The organism is Croceibacterium segetis (assembly GCF_011320115.1).
Taxonomy (GTDB): Bacteria; Pseudomonadota; Alphaproteobacteria; order Sphingomonadales; family Sphingomonadaceae; genus Croceibacterium_B; species Croceibacterium_B segetis.
Map to the genome: position 1 here is coordinate 1 of NZ_JAANOZ010000002.1, position 18244 is coordinate 18244.

The window sequence follows — 18244 nt, forward strand, 5'->3', positions numbered from 1 at the left end:
CGTCGCCGGCACCGTTCCCCTCGCCGCCGAGGCCGCCGCCGCCGTTGCCGTCGCCGACGCCGCCGGCGCCCTGCCCCGGCCCGGGCAGCGCGGAGGCGCCGGTGTTGGCGGCCGGGCCCATTCCCGCCTGAGAAGCGGTCACGACCGGCGGCGGGACGATGAGCGGGCGCACCGGCGGCGCCACGATCTGCGTCGCCTGGTTGCGCAAGTTGCGCGGCGATGCCCGGTGCTTCGGCGCCGGCTTGTCGACATGGCGCACTTCGGGCGGCTTGGGCCGCTCGGTCGGCTGGGGTTGCGGCGACGAGAGCGCCACCGAGACCAGCGACAGGGATTGCCGCGCCGCCTGCCGGACTCCCAGGCCGAGCACGAGCAACGCGGCCATCAGCGCGACGATCGCCACCGACGATGCCGCCGACAACGCGCGAGGAGGGTGCCAAGCATACATCTGTGGCGACCTAACAGCGAGGGCATGCACCTTCACTGAATGTTCCAGTCAGGCTTGCGATCCCCGTACGGTTACCCGCCGCGCAGCAACTGCACGCCCCAATCGCGCTCGAACAAATAGAGCAACAGCCGCGCCGCCTCACCCCGTTCGCCGGTCAGCCCGCCGTCGCGCTCGACCAGCAATCGGGCGTCGTCATGCGCCAGGGGCAACAGGCGCTGGATCTGCTCGAGGTCGGCGATGTGGAAGGGGGTGTCGCCGCTCTGCCGGGTTCCGAGCAGTTCGCCGCCGCCGCGCAGCTTGAGGTCTTCCTCGGCGAGACGGAAGCCGTCCTGCGTCTCGCGCATCAGTGCGAGGCGCTGCTTGCCCGTTTCGCTAAGCTCGGCGCTGCGCAACAGGAGGCAGACCGACTTGGCGCTGCCCCGCCCGACCCGTCCGCGGAGCTGGTGGAGCTGGGCAAGACCGAAGCGTTCGGCTTGCTCGATCACCATCAGCGTGGCGCTCGGCACATCGACGCCGACCTCGATCACCGTGGTCGCGACGAGGAGCTTGGCGCCTCCGGAGGAGAACCGCTCCATCGCGGCGTCCTTGATCTCGGGCCTGAGCTGGCCGTGGACCAGCACGACCTGGTCGCCGAACCTGTGCTGCAAGGCGGCAAAGCGGGCCTCGGCGGCGGCGATGTCCTCGCTCTCGTGCTCGCGGACCATCGGGCAGACCCAGTAGGCTTGGCTACCGCTTTCGAGATGTCGGGCCACTCCGTCGACCACCTCCGGCAGCCGCTCGACCGCGATCACGCGGGTATCGATCGCTTGCCGTCCCGGGGGCATTTCGTCGAGCTGGCTGACCTCCATCTCGCCGTATTGCGCCAAAACCAGCGTGCGCGGGATCGGGGTCGCGGTCATCGACAGGGTGTGCGGCGTCAGCTTGCCCTTCTGTGTCAGCAGCAGCCGCTGCGAGACCCCGAAACGGTGCTGCTCGTCGATCACCACCAGGCCCAGATTCTTGTATCCGACCGTCTCCTGGAAGATCGCGTGGGTGCCGACGACGATCTGGATGCTGCCGTCCATCAGGCCGATCAGGATGCTCTCGCGGGCGCGGCCCTTGTCCCGGCCGGTGAGCAGCGCGATTTGCACGCCGGTCGCCGCGGCGAGCTGGCGCAGCGTGTCGTAGTGCTGGCGGGCGAGGATCTCGGTCGGCGCCAGCAGCGCCGCCTGCGCGCCGGCCTCGACCGCGATCAGCATCGCCTCGAGCGCAACCACCGTCTTACCTGAGCCGACGTCGCCCTGCAGCAATCGTAGCATCGGGTGCGGCTGGGCCATGTCGCCCTCGATCTCGCCGATCGAACGCCGCTGCGCGCCGGTCAGCGAATAGGGTAGTCGGAGCTTTGACCGCAGCCGCCCATCGCCCTGCAGCGGCTGCCCCTTGCGGCGGCGATTGTCCGCGCGGACGAGCAACAGCGCGAGGCTGTTCGCCAGCAGCTCGTCGTAGGCCAGGCGGTCGCGCGCCTCCGGATGCTCGGCGCGGTGGGCGAGCGCCAGCGCGTCGCGCCAGGCCGGCCACTTGTGCTTGTCGAGCAGGCCGGGCTCGATCCATTCGGGCAGCTCGGGCGTGCGATCGAGCGATTGCGCGACGAGGTCGGCGACCCTCGGCTGAGTCAGCCCCTCGGCCAGCGAATAGACCGGCTCGACGAGATGCCCCATCAGCCCGGCGCTGCTCTCGGCCACATGGTCCGGGTGGACGATCTGCAGCATGTCGCCATAGCGATCGAGCCGTCCGGCGACCCAGCGCGTCTCGCCGACCGGCAACTGCTTTTTGGCGGTATAGCTGGCGCGGCCGAAATAGGTCAGCGCGAGGACGTTGCCCTTCACGTCCTGCGCCAGCACCCGGTACGGCCCGCGGTTGTTCCTCGGCGCGCGGTGCTCGACGGGAGTCAGCGCGACGACGATCTGCTCGCCTTCGGCGGCCTCGTCGAGATCGGTCACCGCACGGCGCTGCACGAAGCGGTCGGGCAAGTGATAGATCACATCGCGCACCCGGGTCAGCCCGAGCTTCTCCAGCGGCTTCTTCAACTTGGGGCCGACGCCTTCGAGGCTGTCGGCTTCGGCGAACAGCGGGTTGAGGCGGTCGGGGCGCATGGTCACGGTCTAATCGCCCCGCCCGGCGTCGTCACCCGCCACCGCGCTGAGATATGTTAATTGGGGGAACTTCGCCATGATTGAGGCTTTAGGCGAGCAAGGGCGCTCCCTGCCCCCACCACAGGAGCAAATCATGGCGCAACAGGAGTTTACCGACGCGATCGCGATGCTGAAAGCGGACCATCGCAAGGTCGAAGAGCTGTTTTCGAAATTCGAGAACGCCAGCGGCGACGGCAGGAAGCAGCAGCTCGCCGAACAGATCTGCAACGAGCTCAAGATCCACACAATGCTCGAGGAAGAGATCTTCTATCCCGCGCTCGAAGGGAAGATCGAGGAAGACACCCTCAGCGAAGCCTATGTCGAGCATGACGGGGCCAAGGTACTGGTCAACGACATCATGGCCGGCGGCCCGGACGACGACTACTACGACGCCAAGGTCAAGGTGCTGGGCGAGGAGATCGAACACCACGTCAAGGAAGAGGAAGCGCCGAGCGAAGGCATGTTCTCGCAAGCGCGCGACACCGACGTCGACCTCGTCGAGCTGCGCGACCAGATGCTGGCACGAAGGGAAGAACTGCTGGCGCAGGTCGAAAGTGGCGGCCTGCCGCCGGCTCAGCCGACCGTTGTGACGCCCCAAGCGGCTTGACGCGCCCCGGCTGAAGGGAGAGGGGGCGGGCATGATTGCCGCCCCCGATCTCGCCCCTCGCCTGGCCCGCGCCCGCTTCCGGGCCTGGCATCGCGGCACGCGCGAGGCCGATTACATGATCGGCGGGTTCTTCGACCGGCACCACGCCGCCTGGTCACAGGCCGACCTCGAATGGTTCGAAGCGCTGCTCGAGGAAGACGATGTCGAGATCATGGCCTGGGCTCTCGGCAGCGCCGAGGTGCCGGAAAGCTATGCTGGTCCTCTCATGCAGGCGCTGAAAAAGCTCGATTACGTCACCATATAGCTTGCGCGATGCGCGCCTGGCCGCCTAGGCGGCTCGCAACGCACAAATACCCGCCGGTGACGCCGTTTCAAAACGCGCCGGCGGGTATTCGCGCGTGCCCGCAACCCGTGACTACCAGGACTTTCCGACCCAGCGCATGCCCGATCTGAGCCGAATTCTTTCCGCCGACAGCCCCCTGACCCTCGCCTCACTGGCGCGCGGCGCACAGCCACTGGTGATGGGCGACCTCGCGCGCGCTTCAAAAGGCCGCGCGGTGTTCGTAGCGCCCGACGAGCAGGCGATGCGCGAGGTGGTCGACGCCGCGCGCTGGTTCGCGCCCGAGTTGCAGGTGATCGAGCTGCCCGCGTGGGACTGCCTGCCTTACGACCGCGCGAGCCCGGCGTTGTCGGTCAGCGCGCGGCGGCTTTCGGCGCTGCACCAGCTTCAATCGGGAGAGCGCGGCAAGCAACTGCTGGTGACGACGGTCAACGCGCTCCTGCAACGCGTGCTGACGCCGTTCCGTATCCGCGAATCCGTCCGCGAGTTGAAGCCGGGCATAACGATCGGGCACGAGAGCCTCAGCGCGCTGCTACAGCGGCAAGGCTACTCGCGCACCGACACCGTGGTCGACAACGGCGAGTTCGCGGTGCGCGGATCGATTTTCGACCTCTTTCCGTCCGGTCTCGAGCAAGGGCTTCGCCTGGATTTCTTCGGCGACGAGCTCGAAAGCCTGCGGCTGTTCGACCCCGGCACCCAGCGCACCACCGAAGTGATCGACGGGCATTTGCTGCTGCCCGCGAGCGAAGCGCTGCTCGACGAGGAATCCATCAAGCGCTTCCGCTCCCGCTATCGCGAGCAGTTCGGTGCGCATGCGACGCAGGACCCGCTCTACCAGGCGGTCAGCGAAGGCCGCCGTCTCGCCGGGATGGAGCACTGGCTGCCGCTGTTCGAGGACAAGCTGGCTACGTTGTTCGATCACCTTGGCCACGACGACCTGATGGTAATCGATTCCGCCGCGCTGGCGGCCGCGGACGAGCGCTTCAAGGACATCGACGACTATCACCGCCAGCGCGGCGAGATCACCGGGCAGGCAGCGGGGAGCTACCGCCCGCTGGCCACTGACGCGCTTTACCTCTCGCCCGACGAATTCGCCGGGAAGCTGGTGGGTTGGCCGGTCCACCGCGCGGACATCTTCGCCCAGCCCGAAAGCGCCTCGGTGCTCGACTTCGCCTTTCGCTCGGCGCGCGATTTCGCCCCCGAACGCTCACGCGGCGACAACGTCTACGAAGCGGCCGCCGCGCACCTCAAGGCCGTCGCCAAGGATGGCCGCAAGCCGCTGTTCGCCGCCTATTCGACCGGGTCGCGCAGCCGCATCGTCTCGATCCTCGAGGAAGCCGGCGCCAGGGCGCGACTGGCCGATAGCTGGCAGGAAGCGCTCGGTCTCGCCGCCAAGGGGCCGGTGGCGCTGGTCCTGCCGCTCGACACGGGCTTCTCGAACGACGCGATAGACTTGTTCACCGAACAGGACCTGCTCGGCGACCGGCTCGTACGCCGGCGCAAGAAGCGCAAGGATTCGGACGCCTTCCTCGCCGAACTGGCCGCGCTCAATGCGGGCGACTTGGTGGTTCACATGGATCACGGCATCGGCAAGTACCTGGGCCTCGAGCCCATCCAGGTCGGCCAGAGCCAGCACGACTGCGTGCGGCTCGAGTATGCCGGCGGCGACAAGCTGTTCATTCCGGTCGAGAACATCGACGTGCTCAGCCGCTACGGTTCCTCGGAGGAGCTGGTCCCGCTCGACCGGCTCGGCGGCGAAGGCTGGCAGCGCCGCAAGGCGCGGCTCAAGGAGCGCATCCGCGAGATAGCCAACGACCTGCTGCGCACCGCCGCCGCCCGCGCGCTGCGCAAGGCGCCGGTGTTCGTGGCCGAGGAGAGCGCCCTCGCCCAGTTCGTCGACCGCTTCCCGTGGGACGAAACCGACGACCAGGAACGCGCGATCGAGGACGTGCTCGGCGACCTCGCCGAAGGCAAGCCGATGGACCGGCTCGTCTGCGGCGACGTCGGTTTCGGCAAGACCGAGGTCGCGCTGCGCGCCGCGTTCGTGGCGGCGATGAACGGCGAGCAGGTCGCGGTGGTTGCGCCAACCACCCTGCTCGCGCGCCAGCATTTCCAGAACTTCTCCGATCGCTTCACCGGTTTCCCGCTCAAGGTCGGCCGCCTGAGCCGCCTGGTCGGGGCCAAGGAAACCAAGGAAACGCGCGAGGGCCTCACCGACGGCACGATCGACATCGTCATCGGCACCCACGCGATCCTGTCGAAAACTACCAGGTTCAAGCGCTTGGGCCTTGTAATCGTTGATGAAGAACAGCGCTTCGGTGTCACCCACAAGGAAAAGCTCAAGCAGCTTCGCGCCGACGTGCATGTCCTCACGCTCACTGCCACGCCGATCCCGCGCACGTTGCAGATGGCGATGAGCGGGCTGCGCGAATTGTCGACCATCCAGACCCCGCCGGTCGACCGCCTCGCGGTGCGCACCTACGTCATGGAATGGGACGACATGGTCATGCGCGAGGCGCTGCTGCGCGAGCATCATCGCGGCGGGCAGAGCTTCATCGTCGTCCCCCGCATTGCTGACATGGAATCAGTCAGCGACTGGCTCCACAAGCACGTCCCGGAAGTGAAGTTCGTCACCGCCCACGGTCAGATGAGCCCGACCGAGGTCGAGGAGCGGATGGGCGCGTTCTACGAGAAGAAGTACGAAGTGCTGCTCTCGACCACCATCGTCGAGAGCGGGCTCGACATCCCGAGCGCCAACACCATCATCATCCACCGTGCCGACCGCTTCGGGCTCGCCCAGCTCTACCAGCTGCGCGGGCGCGTGGGGCGGGCCAAGCTGCGCGCTTATGCCTACCTGACAACGGGGAAGGACACGCAGCTGTCGGAGGTGGCCGAGAAGCGGCTCAAGGTGCTCGGCGACCTCGACAGCCTCGGCGCCGGGTTCCAGCTCGCCAGCCACGACCTCGACATCCGCGGCGCCGGCAACCTGCTCGGCGACGAGCAGTCGGGCCACATCCGCGAGGTCGGCTTCGAACTCTACCAGTCGATGCTCGAGGACGCGATCCTGGCCGCCAAGGCCGGTGAAATGGGCCTCGAGCGCGAGCGCGAGAGCGTCAGCCCGCAAATCACCGTCGACGCCCCGATCATGATTCCCGACACCTACGTGCCCGATCTCGCGGTGAGGATGGCGCTTTATCGCCGGCTCAACGATGCCGAGCCGGGCGACATCGAATCACTCGCCGCCGAGATGATCGACCGCTTCGGCCCGCTGCCGCAGCCCACGGCCAACCTGATAAAGCTGATCGAGATCAAGCACCAGGCGATCGCCGCCAACGTCGCCAAGATCGACGTCGGCGCGCGCGGCACGCTGGTCACCTTCCACAACGACGATTTCCCTGATCCGGCCGGCCTGATCGCCTACGTCGAGCGGCTCCAGGGGACCGCGAAGCTGCGCCCGGACATGAAACTGGTGATCAACCGCGCCTGGGGCGACCCAGCAGCCCGGCTCAACGGTCTGGTCCAGTTGACCAAGGGACTCAGCGGCATCGTGAAACGCGCGGCGAAACGCGAGAAAGTGCCGGCTTAGCCGGCGGCGAAGTCGGCGAAGGCCCTTGCCGTCATCGGCGCGCCGCCTAGGAAGCCCTGCCATTTCTCGCAGCCTTCTCGGGCGATGGCGAGGCGCTGTTCCTCGGTTTCGACCCCCTCGGCGACGACCCACAGGCCGAGCGCCCAGGCCATCGCGACAATCCCGCGCAAAACCGCGCGGTCGCGCTCGTCGTCGACGATACCCTCGATCATCGAGCGGTCGAGCTTGAGCCCGTCGAGCGGCAAGTGCTTGAGATAGCGGAAATTGCAGAATCCGGCGCCGAAGTCGTCGAGCGCGATGCGAATACCGCGGCGCGCCAACCGGTCGAGTTGGACACCGCTACGGTCCAGTTCGGAGACGAGCGCCTGTTCGGTGAGCTCGATCGTCAGGCGCTCGGGACCGAAATCGGCGACGGTCAGGGCGGCCAGGATCGTGGTGCCAAAATTGTCGTCGAGGAGATCGGCTGCCGAGATATTGATCGACAACCGCAAATGCTCCGGCCAGGCGCTGGCGACGGCGAGCGCGCGGATCGCAATGTGGCTGGTGAGTTCGGTCGCGCGGCCGCAGCGCTCCGCAATGTCGAACAGTGCCTCGATGCCGATCCGGCCCAGCCGGGGATGATTCCAGCGTGACAGCGCTTCCGCGCCGACAAGCCGGTTTCCGGCGCTGGCGAACTGTGGCTGGAAGAGGATCTCGACCTGGCCCAGTTCGATCGCCGCGGTCAGTTCCTCCGACCGCTTGCCGCCGCCGCGCCGGTCGGCAAGCCCACGGCGGTCGGGAATGGTGTCGGCGCTGAACATTGCCGTGCTCTGGCTGACTGCGCGTCCCGCGTCTGCCGTTTCGCGGTGCGCGTTGCAAATCGGGACGGGGGTCCATAGGTATCTGCCGCGCCGCCAAGGAGGGGCCGCCGATGGGCGTGAAGACGGAATTCGAACGGCTCGCCCTGCTCGCCTCACCCGTGGAGAAGGCGCAGGAAACCGCTCGCCAGCTTGCCGGCGCGGCCGACTGGGTGCCGCTGGAGGAGGCCGACGCCGCGGTCGTGCTCGGCGGCGACGGGTTCATGCTGCAAACGCTGCACCAGATGCTCGACGAGGGGCGCGTGATCCCGGCTTACGGGATCAATTTGGGTACCGTCGGCTTTCTGATGAACCCGCATCGTTCCGGGAACGTCGCCGCCCGGCTCGCCAAGGCGCGGCACATCGCAGTCGCGCCGCTGCGCATGACCGCGATCACCCAGGACGGCGCGCATCACGTGCACAACGCGATCAACGAGGTTTCGCTGCTGCGCGAAACGCGCCAGACGGCTAAGATCGAGGTTACCGTCAACGACAAGGTGCGCATCCCCGAGCTGGCTTGCGACGGGGTGCTGCTGGCGACGCCGGCCGGCTCGACCGCCTACAACCTGTCAGCCAATGGGCCGATCCTCCCGCTCACCTCCAACATGCTCGCGCTGACGCCGATCAGCCCGTTTCGGCCGCGCCGCTGGCGCGGCGCGATCTTGCCCGATCAGAGCACGGTCACGTTACGCGTGCTGGAACCTGCCAAGAGACCGGTCGCCGCCGTCGCCGACCAGAAGGAAGTGCGCGACATCGCCGAGGTGCGGCTGGCGATCGATCACGGCAGCGAATTGACGCTGCTGTTCGACCCCGGCCACAGCCTCGACGAAAGAATTGTCAGCGAGCAGTTCGTCGCCTGAAGATCGTCGCCTACGGGCTGACCGGCTTGTTGTTGTTGTCGCTCGAGGACGCAATCACCGCGACGATGGCGACCGCCAGAATGGCGATCAATGCTGGAAGCGCGGCACCAGGTACGCCGGCGAGTTCTTCGCTGTCCCCTGTCGGCGAGCTGGCACGAACCGCGCTGGCGGCAGCAGCCGGCTGCGACAGCAAAAGGCCGGTTGCGGCCAGACAGGTAAGAGCGCTCTTCATCGGCTTCATGGTGATCTCCGTGTTGCAACCCGTGGTGCGCCGGGTGGCACATCCACACAGGAGCATCGCCCGGCGCGGACCTGAGTTCCGCGTCATGCGATCAAGGGTTTTTCCCAGGCGGCGAGCCGAGCGGCGGAAGATCTCGCAAGATACAGAGATATAAGGAAAAATGCGGAACGGATGCTCGCCGGCGGAGGCAGATTGGACACCGGCGAACTTGCCCGTTCGACGGGCTTGCAAAACCCCGAGGCCGCCCATATAGGCGCGGACCTGCCCATCGGGCTGCTCCCCGATAGCTCAGCGGTAGAGTAGGTGACTGTTAATCACTTGGTCGTTGGTTCGAATCCAACTCGGGGAGCCAATTTTCCGCCGTCGCTGACGCCGCCGGCCCGCTCTGCGGTCAGCCCGGCTTCTTGAAGCGCAGCGCCAGCTTGTCGGTCTCACCTTGGATCGAGGGATCGCGCACCCCGAGCTCGTGTGTGTCCTTCGGGTTGGCAAGCAGGGTCGATTGCGCATCGAGCTTGAAGCCGGCTGCCTGCACCTCTGAAGTCACCGCCGCCGGGTCGATCCGGTGCAGCGTCGAGGTCGTGGTCGTGCCCGCGCCGGCGGCCGCGGCGTGATCCTCGATGAAATAGACGCCGCCCGGCTTCAGCGCGGCGAAGGCCGCGGCATTGAGCCCGGGGATGTTGGCGGTCGGGCCGTTGTGGAAATCGTGGTAATTTTCGGTCGTCCACACGACGTCGACCGGAGTGTCGAGCTTGAAATTGGCGAGGTCGGTGGGGACCACGGTGACGTTGCCGTACTGCGCGGCGAGCGCGTTGAGCGCGTCGAGCCCGCCAGGGCGATTGGCAAACCCTGTCGGCACCAGCGCATAAATGTGGCCCTTGGGCCCGACGGTCCTGGCGAGGATGCGCGTGTAATACCCGCCGCCCGGCATCAATTCGGCCACCTTGTCGCCCGGCTTGACCCCGGCGAAGGCGACGATCTGCGCCGGTTTGCGATGGACGTCGCGCGCGGTGTCGGCGGCCGGGCGCTGGGTGTCCGCAACGGCAGCGGAAATCGCCGGCGAAACGTTCTGCGCCGCCGCGCTCACTGCGAGGCTCGAGGTGGCGAGGGCTAGCGAAGCGGTAAAGGCGAAGGCAAGTCTCACGATGTCTCTCCCGGTCCTGGCGTTGTTGGAAGCCTGGATTTAAAGCGAAGCGGCCTTGCGGAAGCGTTCGGCCGCTTGCGTCGCGATGTTCTTCTGCTCATCCTCGCAATCGGCCTCGACAAGATCCTCGATCTCTTCGGCCGCGCGCTTCAGCAGATGCTGCGCCGCTTTTACCTTGGCTTCGGAATTGGCGAGCTCGTGCTCGAGGTCGCGCGCCGACTCGTTTCCTTGCGTCATCTGGTGACCCTCCTGACTGCCGCGCGATGCTAAGCCAATCGGGCGGCAAGGCAAGGGTTAGCCGGGTGCGGCAGCAGGCTTGCGCGCCTGCACGGCGATCTGCAGCGCCAGTGGCACTGCCAGCGCGATCATTGCGGCGCCGGCGTACCATGGGGCGTCGTGTCCGAACTCGTAGATCAGGCCGAACGTCGGCGGCGCGATGATGCGGGAGAATGCGTTGGAAGCCATCAGCAGCCCCATCACACTGCCTTGCCGCTCCGGCGGGACCGTGCGGCTGGTGAGCGCGCCCGAGGTCGGAAACGCCAGGCTGTGACCCATCATCAACGTGCCCATCAGCAGCACGGCGACGTAAGGCTCGCGCAGGATCGGCTGCAGCAGCATCGATGCGGCGAGGACGACGATCCCGCCGGCGATCACCCGCCCCTCGCCGAAGCGCACGACAAGCGGATGAAGGAAGAACAGCTGCACGATCAGCCCGCCTGCACCGATGGCGATGAAGGCGAAGCCGAGGTCCCTCGCGGTCCAGCCGAAATTGGCCTCGCTCCACAAGCCGTAGACCGCCTCCATCGAAGCGAACGCAGCGATGCCCAGGAACGAGATCACGAACAGTCGCAGCAGCAGGGTGTGCGAGGTCACGTAGCTCACCGCCTCGCCATAACGCGGCAACGGGGCGGCCCGGCCGAGCGGCGCGCGCGCGTCGCGCAGCACCAGCAGCGACCAGACTGCGGTGATCGCCGACAGCGCAGCGGCGGCGAGGATCGGGGCATGGAAATCGGCCAGGCTTCCGCCCTCGCCGGCAAGCAGCCCGCCGATCACCGGCCCGAAAGCAAAGCCGAGCGAGAAGCTCGCTCCGAACAGGCCCATGGCCTTGGCCCGCTTCTCCGGTGGTGACGCATCCGCGAGGAATCCTTGCGCGACGCTCAGCGTGCCGCCGAAGAAGCCGTTGACCACGCGAATGGCGATGGCGATCCAAAGCCCCGGGGCATAGGCGAACGCGACATAAGTGATCGCCGCGCCGGCGGTGGTCGCCACCAGCACCGCGCGGCGGCCCCAGCGGTCGGACTGGCGGCCCCAGAAGATCTCGCCGAACACGTTGCCCAGGCTGTAGGCGGCGAACAGCAGGGCGACCTCGAAGGCTCCGGCGCCGAACAGGGGGCCGTAAAACGGTAGCAGCGGCAGGATCAGGCTGAAGCCGGCGATGTTGACGAACACCGCGAACATCAGCGGCAGCATCCGCTTGTAGTCGATCTCACCCGGCATAGCGCGGCTCCGGCAGGCCCTGCACGTTCAGCCCGTCGATCACGAAGCAGCAACCGTCGTCGGGTGCGGCTTGGCGGCCGGGGATGAACGAAGGGTCGATAGTGGGCACGAACAGGCGGTCTAGCTCGGCCCCGAAGAACATCACGCTGGCGGGGATTCGCGTCGGGAAGGCGATCTCGCGCAGCACTTCGCCGGCCGGGCTGACGCACAGCACCACCCCGCCCTCGCATATCGCGGTCCACAGGTTGCCGCCGGCATCGACCGTCGCACCGTCGGGGATCGGGCCCCACGGCGAACTGTCGAAGAACGGACGCCGGTTGGTCGCGGCGCCGGTCTCGAGGTCGTAGTCGTACGCGTAGATCAGGTGGCGCAGGCTGTCGGCGTGGTAGAGCGTGCGGCTGTCGGGCGACCAGCACGGGCCGTTGCCGAGGTGAATGTCCCCGTCGAGCTGGGTGAGCAACCCCCGCTCCAGCGAATAGAGCCCGCCCTTCGGCTCCTTCATCGCCCGGTGGCTGGTGCCGAACACGAAACGGCCAGCGCGATCGACCTTGCCGTCAGCGAGCTGCACCTCAGGATCCGGCGGATCGAGCAGCGCCAGCGGCTCGACCGCACCGGTTCGAAAATCGAGCGAATGCACCCCCGATCCGAGCGCGACGATTGCTCCACCGCCTTCGCGCAACGCCATCGAACCGATGACCTCGGGGACGCCCCAACGCTTCACATCGGGCGAAGCGGGGTCCCAGCGGAACACGGCCTTTTCGACGATGTCGATGTAGTACAGTACCTGCTCGGCGACGTCCCACACCGGCCCTTCGCCGACCTTGCATTTCGGCAGGTCGAGCTTGCTGATCTTCATTGGCGGCGCTTCCTCTCGCCGCAATCCTAACAGTCGTTACGATTGCGGCAAGGGGGTTGCCGCTTAGTCGGCGGCGCCGTGGCAGTGCTTGTATTTCTGGCCCGAGCCGCAGGGGCACGGCGCGTTGCGGCTCAAGTCCATCCCGGCGTAGGGATTGTCGCGGTCAGCGCCGCCCGCTTCGGCGGCGGCGAAGGTCGTCGCCCCGAGCGCGCCGAACATCTCCGGAATTCGCGCCGACCCATCCCGGTCGGCCGAATCGTCCATGCCCGTAAACGGATCGATATGCCCGGTGAGGAAATCGGGCAGCTCAGGCAGGCTCGCCTGTTGCGGAGCGATACGCAGCTGGCTGTTCAGCAGAATGCGTGTCACATCCTCGCGAATGGTCTCGAGCATCAGCTCGAACAGGCCGAACGCTTCCTGCTTGTATTCGTTGATCGGCTGTTTCTGGGCATAGGCGCGCAGGAACACCACCTGACGCAGCGCGTCGAGCGTCGCGAGGTGCTCCTTCCAATGGTAGTCGAGCCGATCGAGCAGGACCTGCTTTTCGACCTGGCGCCAGACCGCGCCGTCGTTCTCGGCGATCTTGTCGGCCATGATCTTGTCGGTCATCGCGACCAGCCGTTCCTCGATCATCTCGGGCTCGACCGCATTTTCCTGCAACCAGTCCTGGAGAGGCGGCTCGATGCCGAGGACGTCCTTGATCTTGGCGGCGAGGGCTTCGATGCCCCAATTCTCGGGGTACGATCCCGGCGGGCAGGCGGTGCCGACCATGGCGTTGATGGCATCGTGGCGCATGTCGACCACCACATCGTCGACGCGCTCGCTGTCCATGATCTCGCTGCGCTGCTCGTAGACCACCTTGCGCTGGTCATTCATCACGTTGTCGTACTCGACGACTTGCTTGCGAACTTCGTAGTTGCGCGCTTCGACCTTCTTCTGCGCGGTCTCGATGGCCTTCGACAGCCACTTGCTGCCGATCGCCTCGCCGTCGGCGAGGTTCGAGTTCATCATCCGCGCGAACAGCGTATCCGGGCCGAAGATGCGCAGGAGGTCGTCCTCGAGGCAGAGGTAGAAGCGTGACAGGCCGGGATCGCCCTGACGGCCCGAGCGGCCGCGCAGCTGATTGTCGATGCGGCGGCTCTCGTGGCGCTCGGTGCCGAGCACGAACAGGCCGCCCGCGGCGAGCACCTTCTCGCGCTCGGCGGCGACCTCGGCCTTGATCTGGGCGATGGCCGCATCGCGCGTGGGGCCTTCCTCGAGGTCCTTGAGCTCGTCCTCGATGCGGAACTCGACGTTGCCGCCGAGCTGGATGTCGGTCCCGCGGCCGGCCATGTTGGTGGCGATGGTCACCGCGCCGAGCCGGCCGGCCTGGGCCACGATGTGCGCTTCCTGCTCGTGGAAGCGCGCGTTCAGCACGGCGTGCTTGACCCCCTCCTTCTCGAGATAGCTGGAAAGCAGCTCCGACTTTTCGATCGACACCGTGCCGACGAGCACCGGCTGGCCGATCTGCTGCTTCTCCCGGATCGACTTGGCGATCGCTAGGAACTTGTCCGCCGTGTTCTTGTAGAATTCGTCTTCCTCGTCGATCCGCGCGACCGGCTCGTTGGTCGGGATCTCGACGACGTTGAGCTTGTAGATTTCCCAGAACTCGGCCGCCTCGGTGGCGGCGGTGCCGGTCATGCCGGAAAGCTTGGGATACATGCGGAAGTAGTTCTGGAAGGTGATCGTCGCCATCGTCTGGTTCTCGGGCTCGATCTGCACCCCTTCCTTGGCCTCGACCGCCTGGTGCAGGCCGTTCGACCAGCGGCGCCCTTCCATCATGCGCCCGGTGAACTCGTCGATGATGACGACCTTGCCGTCCTTGACGATGTAATCGATGTCGCGCTTGAAGATGATGTTGGCCTTCAGCGCCTGGTCGAGGTGGTGGACGACCTGGGTGTTCTCGACGTCGTAGAGGTTGTCGGTCGAAAGCAGCCCGGCTTCGGCGAGGCGCCGCTCGATCTCCTCGTTGCCTTCCTCGGTCAGGCTGACGTTGCGGGCCTTCTCGTCGACCTCGTAGTATTCCGCCTCGAACGTCTTCACGACCTCGTCGAGCTGGATGTAGAGATCGGCCTTGTCCTCGGTCGGGCCGGAGATGATCAGCGGCGTGCGGGCCTCGTCGATGAGGATCGAATCGACTTCGTCGACGATCGAGAAATTGAACGGCCGCTGCACTTGCTGCTCGCGCTCGTGCTTCATGTTGTCGCGCAGGTAATCGAAGCCGAACTCGTTGTTGGTGCCGTAGGTGACGTCGGCGGCATAGGCCTCGCGCCGTTCCGGCTCCGAGAGGTTGGGCACGATCACGCCGACGGTGAGCCCGAGGAACTTGTGAATGCGGCCCATCCATTCGGCGTCGCGCTTGGCCAGGTAGTCGTTGACCGTGACGACGTGGACGCCCTTGCCCTCGATGGCGTTGAGATAGGTCGCCAGCGTGGCGACGAGGGTCTTGCCCTCGCCGGTCTTCATCTCGGCGATCTCGCCGCGGTGGAGCACGATGCCGCCGACCAGCTGGACATCGAAGTGGCGCATCCCGAGCACGCGAACCGAAGCTTCGCGAACGGTGGCGAAGGCCTCCGGGAGGATGTCGTCGAGCGTCTTGCCGTCGGCGAGCTGCTCGCGGAATTTCTGCGTCTGCGCCTGCAGCTCGGCATCGCTGAGCGCCTGGATTTGCGGCTCGAGCGCGTTGATGGTGGCGATCGTCCGGTCGAGCGAACGGACGTAGCGGTCGTTGGCCGACCCGAAAATGGCTTTGGCAATGGTGCCGAGCATGACGAATTCCTGGTGTTGAAACGAAACAGGCGGCCGCGCGGCTCGGCGCGGCCGTAGCTAAACGACTGGCGGAAGCGTCAGGCTATTCGAGCGCGCGGTCGGCGCGGAGCATCACCGGTGGCAGCACGACCGGCGGCCGCGGCTTGGGACAAGGCGCCTTGCCGGCGTCCTTCTGCGGTGCCGGCGGTGTGAGCGCGGGGCCGCTGCTCGGCAGCGTGCACTTGCTGACGAACTCGGCACTGGCGACCAGTCGCACGCTGGCGACGTCGCTCACCTGCGCCGCCTGCGCCGGAGCGCCGGCGGCGGCCAGTCCGGTGAGGATCGCAAGGATGGTGAGCAATCGGCGCAGCATGTCTCCGGATAGATAGCAATGCGGTCTGATTTGTCCATGAAAAGCGCCCCGGTTTTCAGCCGGAACGGCAGCCCGATGGCGCAGCCGATTGTCGCGCCGTCCGCGATTGCCTATGCGCTGACCCGCCATGGACCTCGAACGCTCGCCACTTGCCCTGCCGTTTCCCGCCATCCCGCCGATCGCCGGCGTGACGCCGCGCGTCGCCCGCGCACACTACAAGGATTGGGACCGCTGCGACCTGACATACGTCGAACTCGCCGAAGGCACCGCTGTCGCCGGGGTGTTCACGCAGAACGTTTGCTGCTCGTCCGAGGTCGAAATGGGGCGCGAGCAAGTGCGGCTCGGCCGCGCGCGCGCACTGGTTGTGAACGCCGGCAATGCCAACGCGTTCACCGGTTTTCGCGGACGCGAGGCGGTCGAGCAGATCATGGCGCAAGTCGCCCAGCACCTCGGCTGCGAGCCGAGCGATGTGTTCGTCTCCTCGACGGGGGTGATCGGTGTGCCGCTGCCAAAGGACAAGGCGCGCGAAGGCGTCGCCGCGGTGTTCGCGGCACCTCAGTGTTCATGGGAAGAAGCCGCCGCAACCATCGGCACGACAGATACATTTCGCAAGGGCGCACTGGCGACCGCGGTGGTCGACGGGCGCACCGTCACGATCGCCGGGATCATCAAGGGCAGCGGGATGATCGCGCCCGACATGGCGACGATGCTCGGCTACGTGTTCACCGACGCGGCCGTCGAATCCGCATTCCTCCAGCGCCTGCTCAGCGCTGCGGCGGCCGATACCTTCAACTGCATCACCGTCGACAGCGATACTTCGACCAGCGACACCGTGCTCGCCTTCGCCACCGGCGCCCCGGGCAACGCTCCCCTAGCCTCCTTCGACGACCCGGGCGCAGACGCCTTCGCCTCCGCCCTGCACGACGTCTGCCGGCAGCTCGCCCAGCTTGTCGTCCGCGACGGCGAAGGCGCGCAGAAGTTCATCGAGGTGCGGGTCACCGGCGCGACCAGCGACGACAGCGCGCGCCGGATCGGCCTCGCGGTGGCCAACTCGCCGCTGGTCAAGACCGCCATCGCCGGGGAGGACGCGAACTGGGGCCGCGTGGTGATGGCCGTCGGCAAGGCGGGCGAGCCGGCCGACCGCGACAAGCTCTCGATCGGTTTCGGCGGCACCTGGGCGGCGCGCGACGGGCAGCCGCTCGCCGATTACGACGAAGCCCCCGTCGCCGCGCACCTCAGGGGCCGCGAAATCCAGGTCGAGATCGATCTCGGTCTCGGTGAGGGACGCGCGACGGTGTGGACCTGCGATCTGACCCACGGCTACATCGCCATCAACGCCGACTACCGCTCGTGACCGACATCATGGCCTTCCACCAGGCCGTGCATGATCTCCTGCGCGAGGTCTCGCAGAAGGCGATCCTGCCGCATTTTCAATCGCTGGCGGCCCACCAGATCGAGGAAAAGGCCGCCGACGATTTCGTCACCGTGGCCGACAAGCTGTCCGAAGAGCTTTTGACCGAAGGGTTCGGCAAGATCATCCCCGGGCTGCCCGTCGTCGGCGAGGAAGCGGCCTTCGCCGATCCCACAGTTCTCGAGCGCTTGTCCGGCCCATGCTGGATCGTCGACCCGATCGACGGCACCCACAATTTCGCTCACGGGCGGCAACCCTTCGGCATCATCGTGGCGATGGCCGAGGCGGGTGTGGCGCACACCGGCTGGATTTACGATCCGCTCAGCGATCGCCTGTGCATCGCCCATCGCGGCAAGGGGGCCTTCATCAACGGCGAGAAGATCGTCGCGCGAGCCACCGGCACCGAGCCGCCGGTGGCCGCCATTTCGCTGATCTTCGTCGACCCCTCGCGCCGCGAGGCGATCCGCGAGCACATCGCGCCGCATTACACCTTGGTCGACATTCCGCGCTGCTCGGCCGAGCAGTATCCGCACCTGGTGCTCGGGCAGAACGACCTCTCGCTGGTCGAGCGCACGCTCGCGTGGGATCATGCGGCAGGCGCGCTGTTCCTCAACGAAGCGGGCGGCAAGGCAGCGCGGCACGACGGCTCGGCCTACCGCGTCGACGAATGGGACAAACCTGGCCTGATCTGCGCCTCCTCACCCCGGCTATGGGACGAGATGGCCGAGCGGCTTGCGGCGCTGGCCGCCTAGATTACGCTCTCGATCCAGCCCTTGAGCTGGCTCTTCGGCGCCGCGCCGAGCTTTTGCGCGACCGGCTTGCCGTCCTTGAACAGGACCATCAGCGGGATCGACTGGACGCCGATCTTCCCCGGAATTTCGGGGTTCTCCATGATGTCCATCTTGGCGATGGTCACCTGCCCGGCAAGCTCCTCGGCGATTTCCTCGAGCGCCGGGGCGATCATCTTGCACGGCCCGCACCAGTCGGCCCAGAAATCGACCAGCACGGGCGTCGACGACTCGAGCACGTCGGTCTGGAAGCTGGCATCGGTGACGGCTTTGGTGGGCATCGGAGAGGCTCCTTCGGGTGTTCT

At 66.8% G+C, this 18244-nt stretch carries 16 protein-coding genes, 1 tRNA gene and 1 pseudogene; 7 read left to right on the top strand and 11 right to left on the bottom strand.

The window, feature by feature from the left end:
- Window positions 1-400 (bottom strand): annotated as a pseudogene (locus G7B69_RS01855) (energy transducer TonB); the annotation flags it as partial.
- 116 nt (window positions 401-516) lie between these two features.
- Window positions 517-2577 carry an ATP-dependent DNA helicase RecG gene (recG, locus tag G7B69_RS01860; RefSeq protein ID WP_166176168.1) on the bottom strand — a complete coding sequence of 687 codons (2061 nt, stop codon included), beginning with the start codon at window positions 2575-2577 and terminating at the stop codon, window positions 517-519.
- 133 nt (window positions 2578-2710) lie between these two features.
- Here recG and G7B69_RS01865 point away from each other — a divergent pair, with 133 nt between their 5' ends.
- From G7B69_RS01865 to mfd, 3 genes are all read left to right on the top strand, one after another.
- The gene (locus tag G7B69_RS01865; RefSeq protein ID WP_166175541.1) at window positions 2711-3223 is read left to right on the top strand and encodes a hemerythrin domain-containing protein; all 513 of its coding nucleotides are present in this window, start codon (window positions 2711-2713) and stop codon (window positions 3221-3223) included.
- Between the two features lie 31 nt (window positions 3224-3254).
- Window positions 3255-3527 (top strand): FAD assembly factor SdhE, encoded by a 273-nt coding sequence (locus G7B69_RS01870; RefSeq protein ID WP_166175543.1) that lies wholly within the window; start codon window positions 3255-3257, stop codon window positions 3525-3527.
- Between the two features lie 136 nt (window positions 3528-3663).
- Window positions 3664-7149: a transcription-repair coupling factor gene (gene mfd / locus G7B69_RS01875; protein ID WP_166176170.1), complete on the top strand. Its 3486-nt coding sequence runs from the start codon at window positions 3664-3666 to the stop codon at window positions 7147-7149.
- Here mfd and G7B69_RS01880 read toward each other — a convergent pair.
- Window positions 7146-7949, bottom strand: a complete 804-nt coding sequence (locus tag G7B69_RS01880) for an EAL domain-containing protein (RefSeq protein ID WP_166175545.1) — start codon at window positions 7947-7949, stop codon at window positions 7146-7148. The two genes, mfd and G7B69_RS01880, sit on opposite strands and share 4 nt — an antisense overlap.
- 110 nt (window positions 7950-8059) lie before the next feature.
- On the opposite strand from G7B69_RS01880, the gene G7B69_RS01885 reads away from it, so the two are divergent.
- A complete protein-coding gene (locus G7B69_RS01885; protein WP_166175547.1) occupies window positions 8060-8845 on the top strand; it encodes an NAD kinase in 786 nt (261 codons plus the stop codon).
- Window positions 8846-8855: 10 nt separating this feature from the next.
- Here G7B69_RS01885 and G7B69_RS01890 read toward each other — a convergent pair whose 3' ends face one another.
- Window positions 8856-9086, bottom strand: coding sequence for a hypothetical protein (locus G7B69_RS01890; protein WP_166175549.1), 231 nt, complete (start codon window positions 9084-9086; stop codon window positions 8856-8858).
- A gap of 277 nt (window positions 9087-9363) precedes the next feature.
- Here G7B69_RS01890 and G7B69_RS01895 point away from each other — a divergent pair.
- A tRNA-Asn gene (locus G7B69_RS01895) sits at window positions 9364-9438 on the top strand.
- A 39-nt stretch (window positions 9439-9477) separates the two neighbouring features.
- On the opposite strand, the gene G7B69_RS01900 is transcribed toward G7B69_RS01895, so the two are convergent.
- The 6 genes from G7B69_RS01900 to G7B69_RS01925 all read right to left on the bottom strand — a co-directional run bounded on the left by G7B69_RS01900 (window position 9478) and on the right by G7B69_RS01925 (window position 15740).
- Entirely contained in the window at window positions 9478-10227 is a 750-nt protein-coding gene (locus G7B69_RS01900) for a class I SAM-dependent methyltransferase (RefSeq protein ID WP_207785927.1), read from the bottom strand.
- 39 nt (window positions 10228-10266) lie between these two features.
- Window positions 10267-10464, bottom strand: coding sequence for a hypothetical protein (locus G7B69_RS01905; protein ID WP_166175551.1), 198 nt, complete (start codon window positions 10462-10464; stop codon window positions 10267-10269).
- A 57-nt stretch (window positions 10465-10521) separates the two neighbouring features.
- Window positions 10522-11724 carry an MFS transporter gene (locus G7B69_RS01910; protein WP_166175553.1) on the bottom strand — a complete coding sequence of 401 codons (1203 nt, stop codon included), beginning with the start codon at window positions 11722-11724 and terminating at the stop codon, window positions 10522-10524.
- Window positions 11714-12580, bottom strand: a complete 867-nt coding sequence (locus G7B69_RS01915) for an SMP-30/gluconolactonase/LRE family protein (protein ID WP_166175555.1) — start codon at window positions 12578-12580, stop codon at window positions 11714-11716. Before G7B69_RS01915 ends, G7B69_RS01910 begins: the two co-directional genes overlap by 11 nt.
- Before the next feature lie 63 nt (window positions 12581-12643).
- A complete protein-coding gene (gene secA, locus G7B69_RS01920) occupies window positions 12644-15388 on the bottom strand; it encodes a preprotein translocase subunit SecA (protein WP_166175557.1) in 2745 nt (914 codons plus the stop codon).
- Between the two features lie 82 nt (window positions 15389-15470).
- Window positions 15471-15740 carry a hypothetical protein gene (locus G7B69_RS01925; RefSeq protein ID WP_166175559.1) on the bottom strand — a complete coding sequence of 90 codons (270 nt, stop codon included), beginning with the start codon at window positions 15738-15740 and terminating at the stop codon, window positions 15471-15473.
- A 127-nt stretch (window positions 15741-15867) separates the two neighbouring features.
- On the opposite strand from G7B69_RS01925, the gene argJ reads away from it, so the two are divergent.
- Both argJ and G7B69_RS01935 read left to right on the top strand, forming a co-directional pair.
- Window positions 15868-17094, top strand: coding sequence for a bifunctional glutamate N-acetyltransferase/amino-acid acetyltransferase ArgJ (gene argJ / locus G7B69_RS01930; protein ID WP_166175561.1), 1227 nt, complete (start codon window positions 15868-15870; stop codon window positions 17092-17094).
- 8 nt (window positions 17095-17102) lie between these two features.
- Window positions 17103-17903, top strand: coding sequence for an inositol monophosphatase family protein (locus G7B69_RS01935; RefSeq protein ID WP_166176174.1), 801 nt, complete (start codon window positions 17103-17105; stop codon window positions 17901-17903).
- Here G7B69_RS01935 and trxA read toward each other — a convergent pair.
- Window positions 17900-18220 carry a thioredoxin gene (gene trxA, locus G7B69_RS01940; RefSeq protein ID WP_166175563.1) on the bottom strand — a complete coding sequence of 107 codons (321 nt, stop codon included), beginning with the start codon at window positions 18218-18220 and terminating at the stop codon, window positions 17900-17902. The two genes, G7B69_RS01935 and trxA, sit on opposite strands and share 4 nt — an antisense overlap.
- Window positions 18221-18244: the final 24 nt, after the last annotated feature.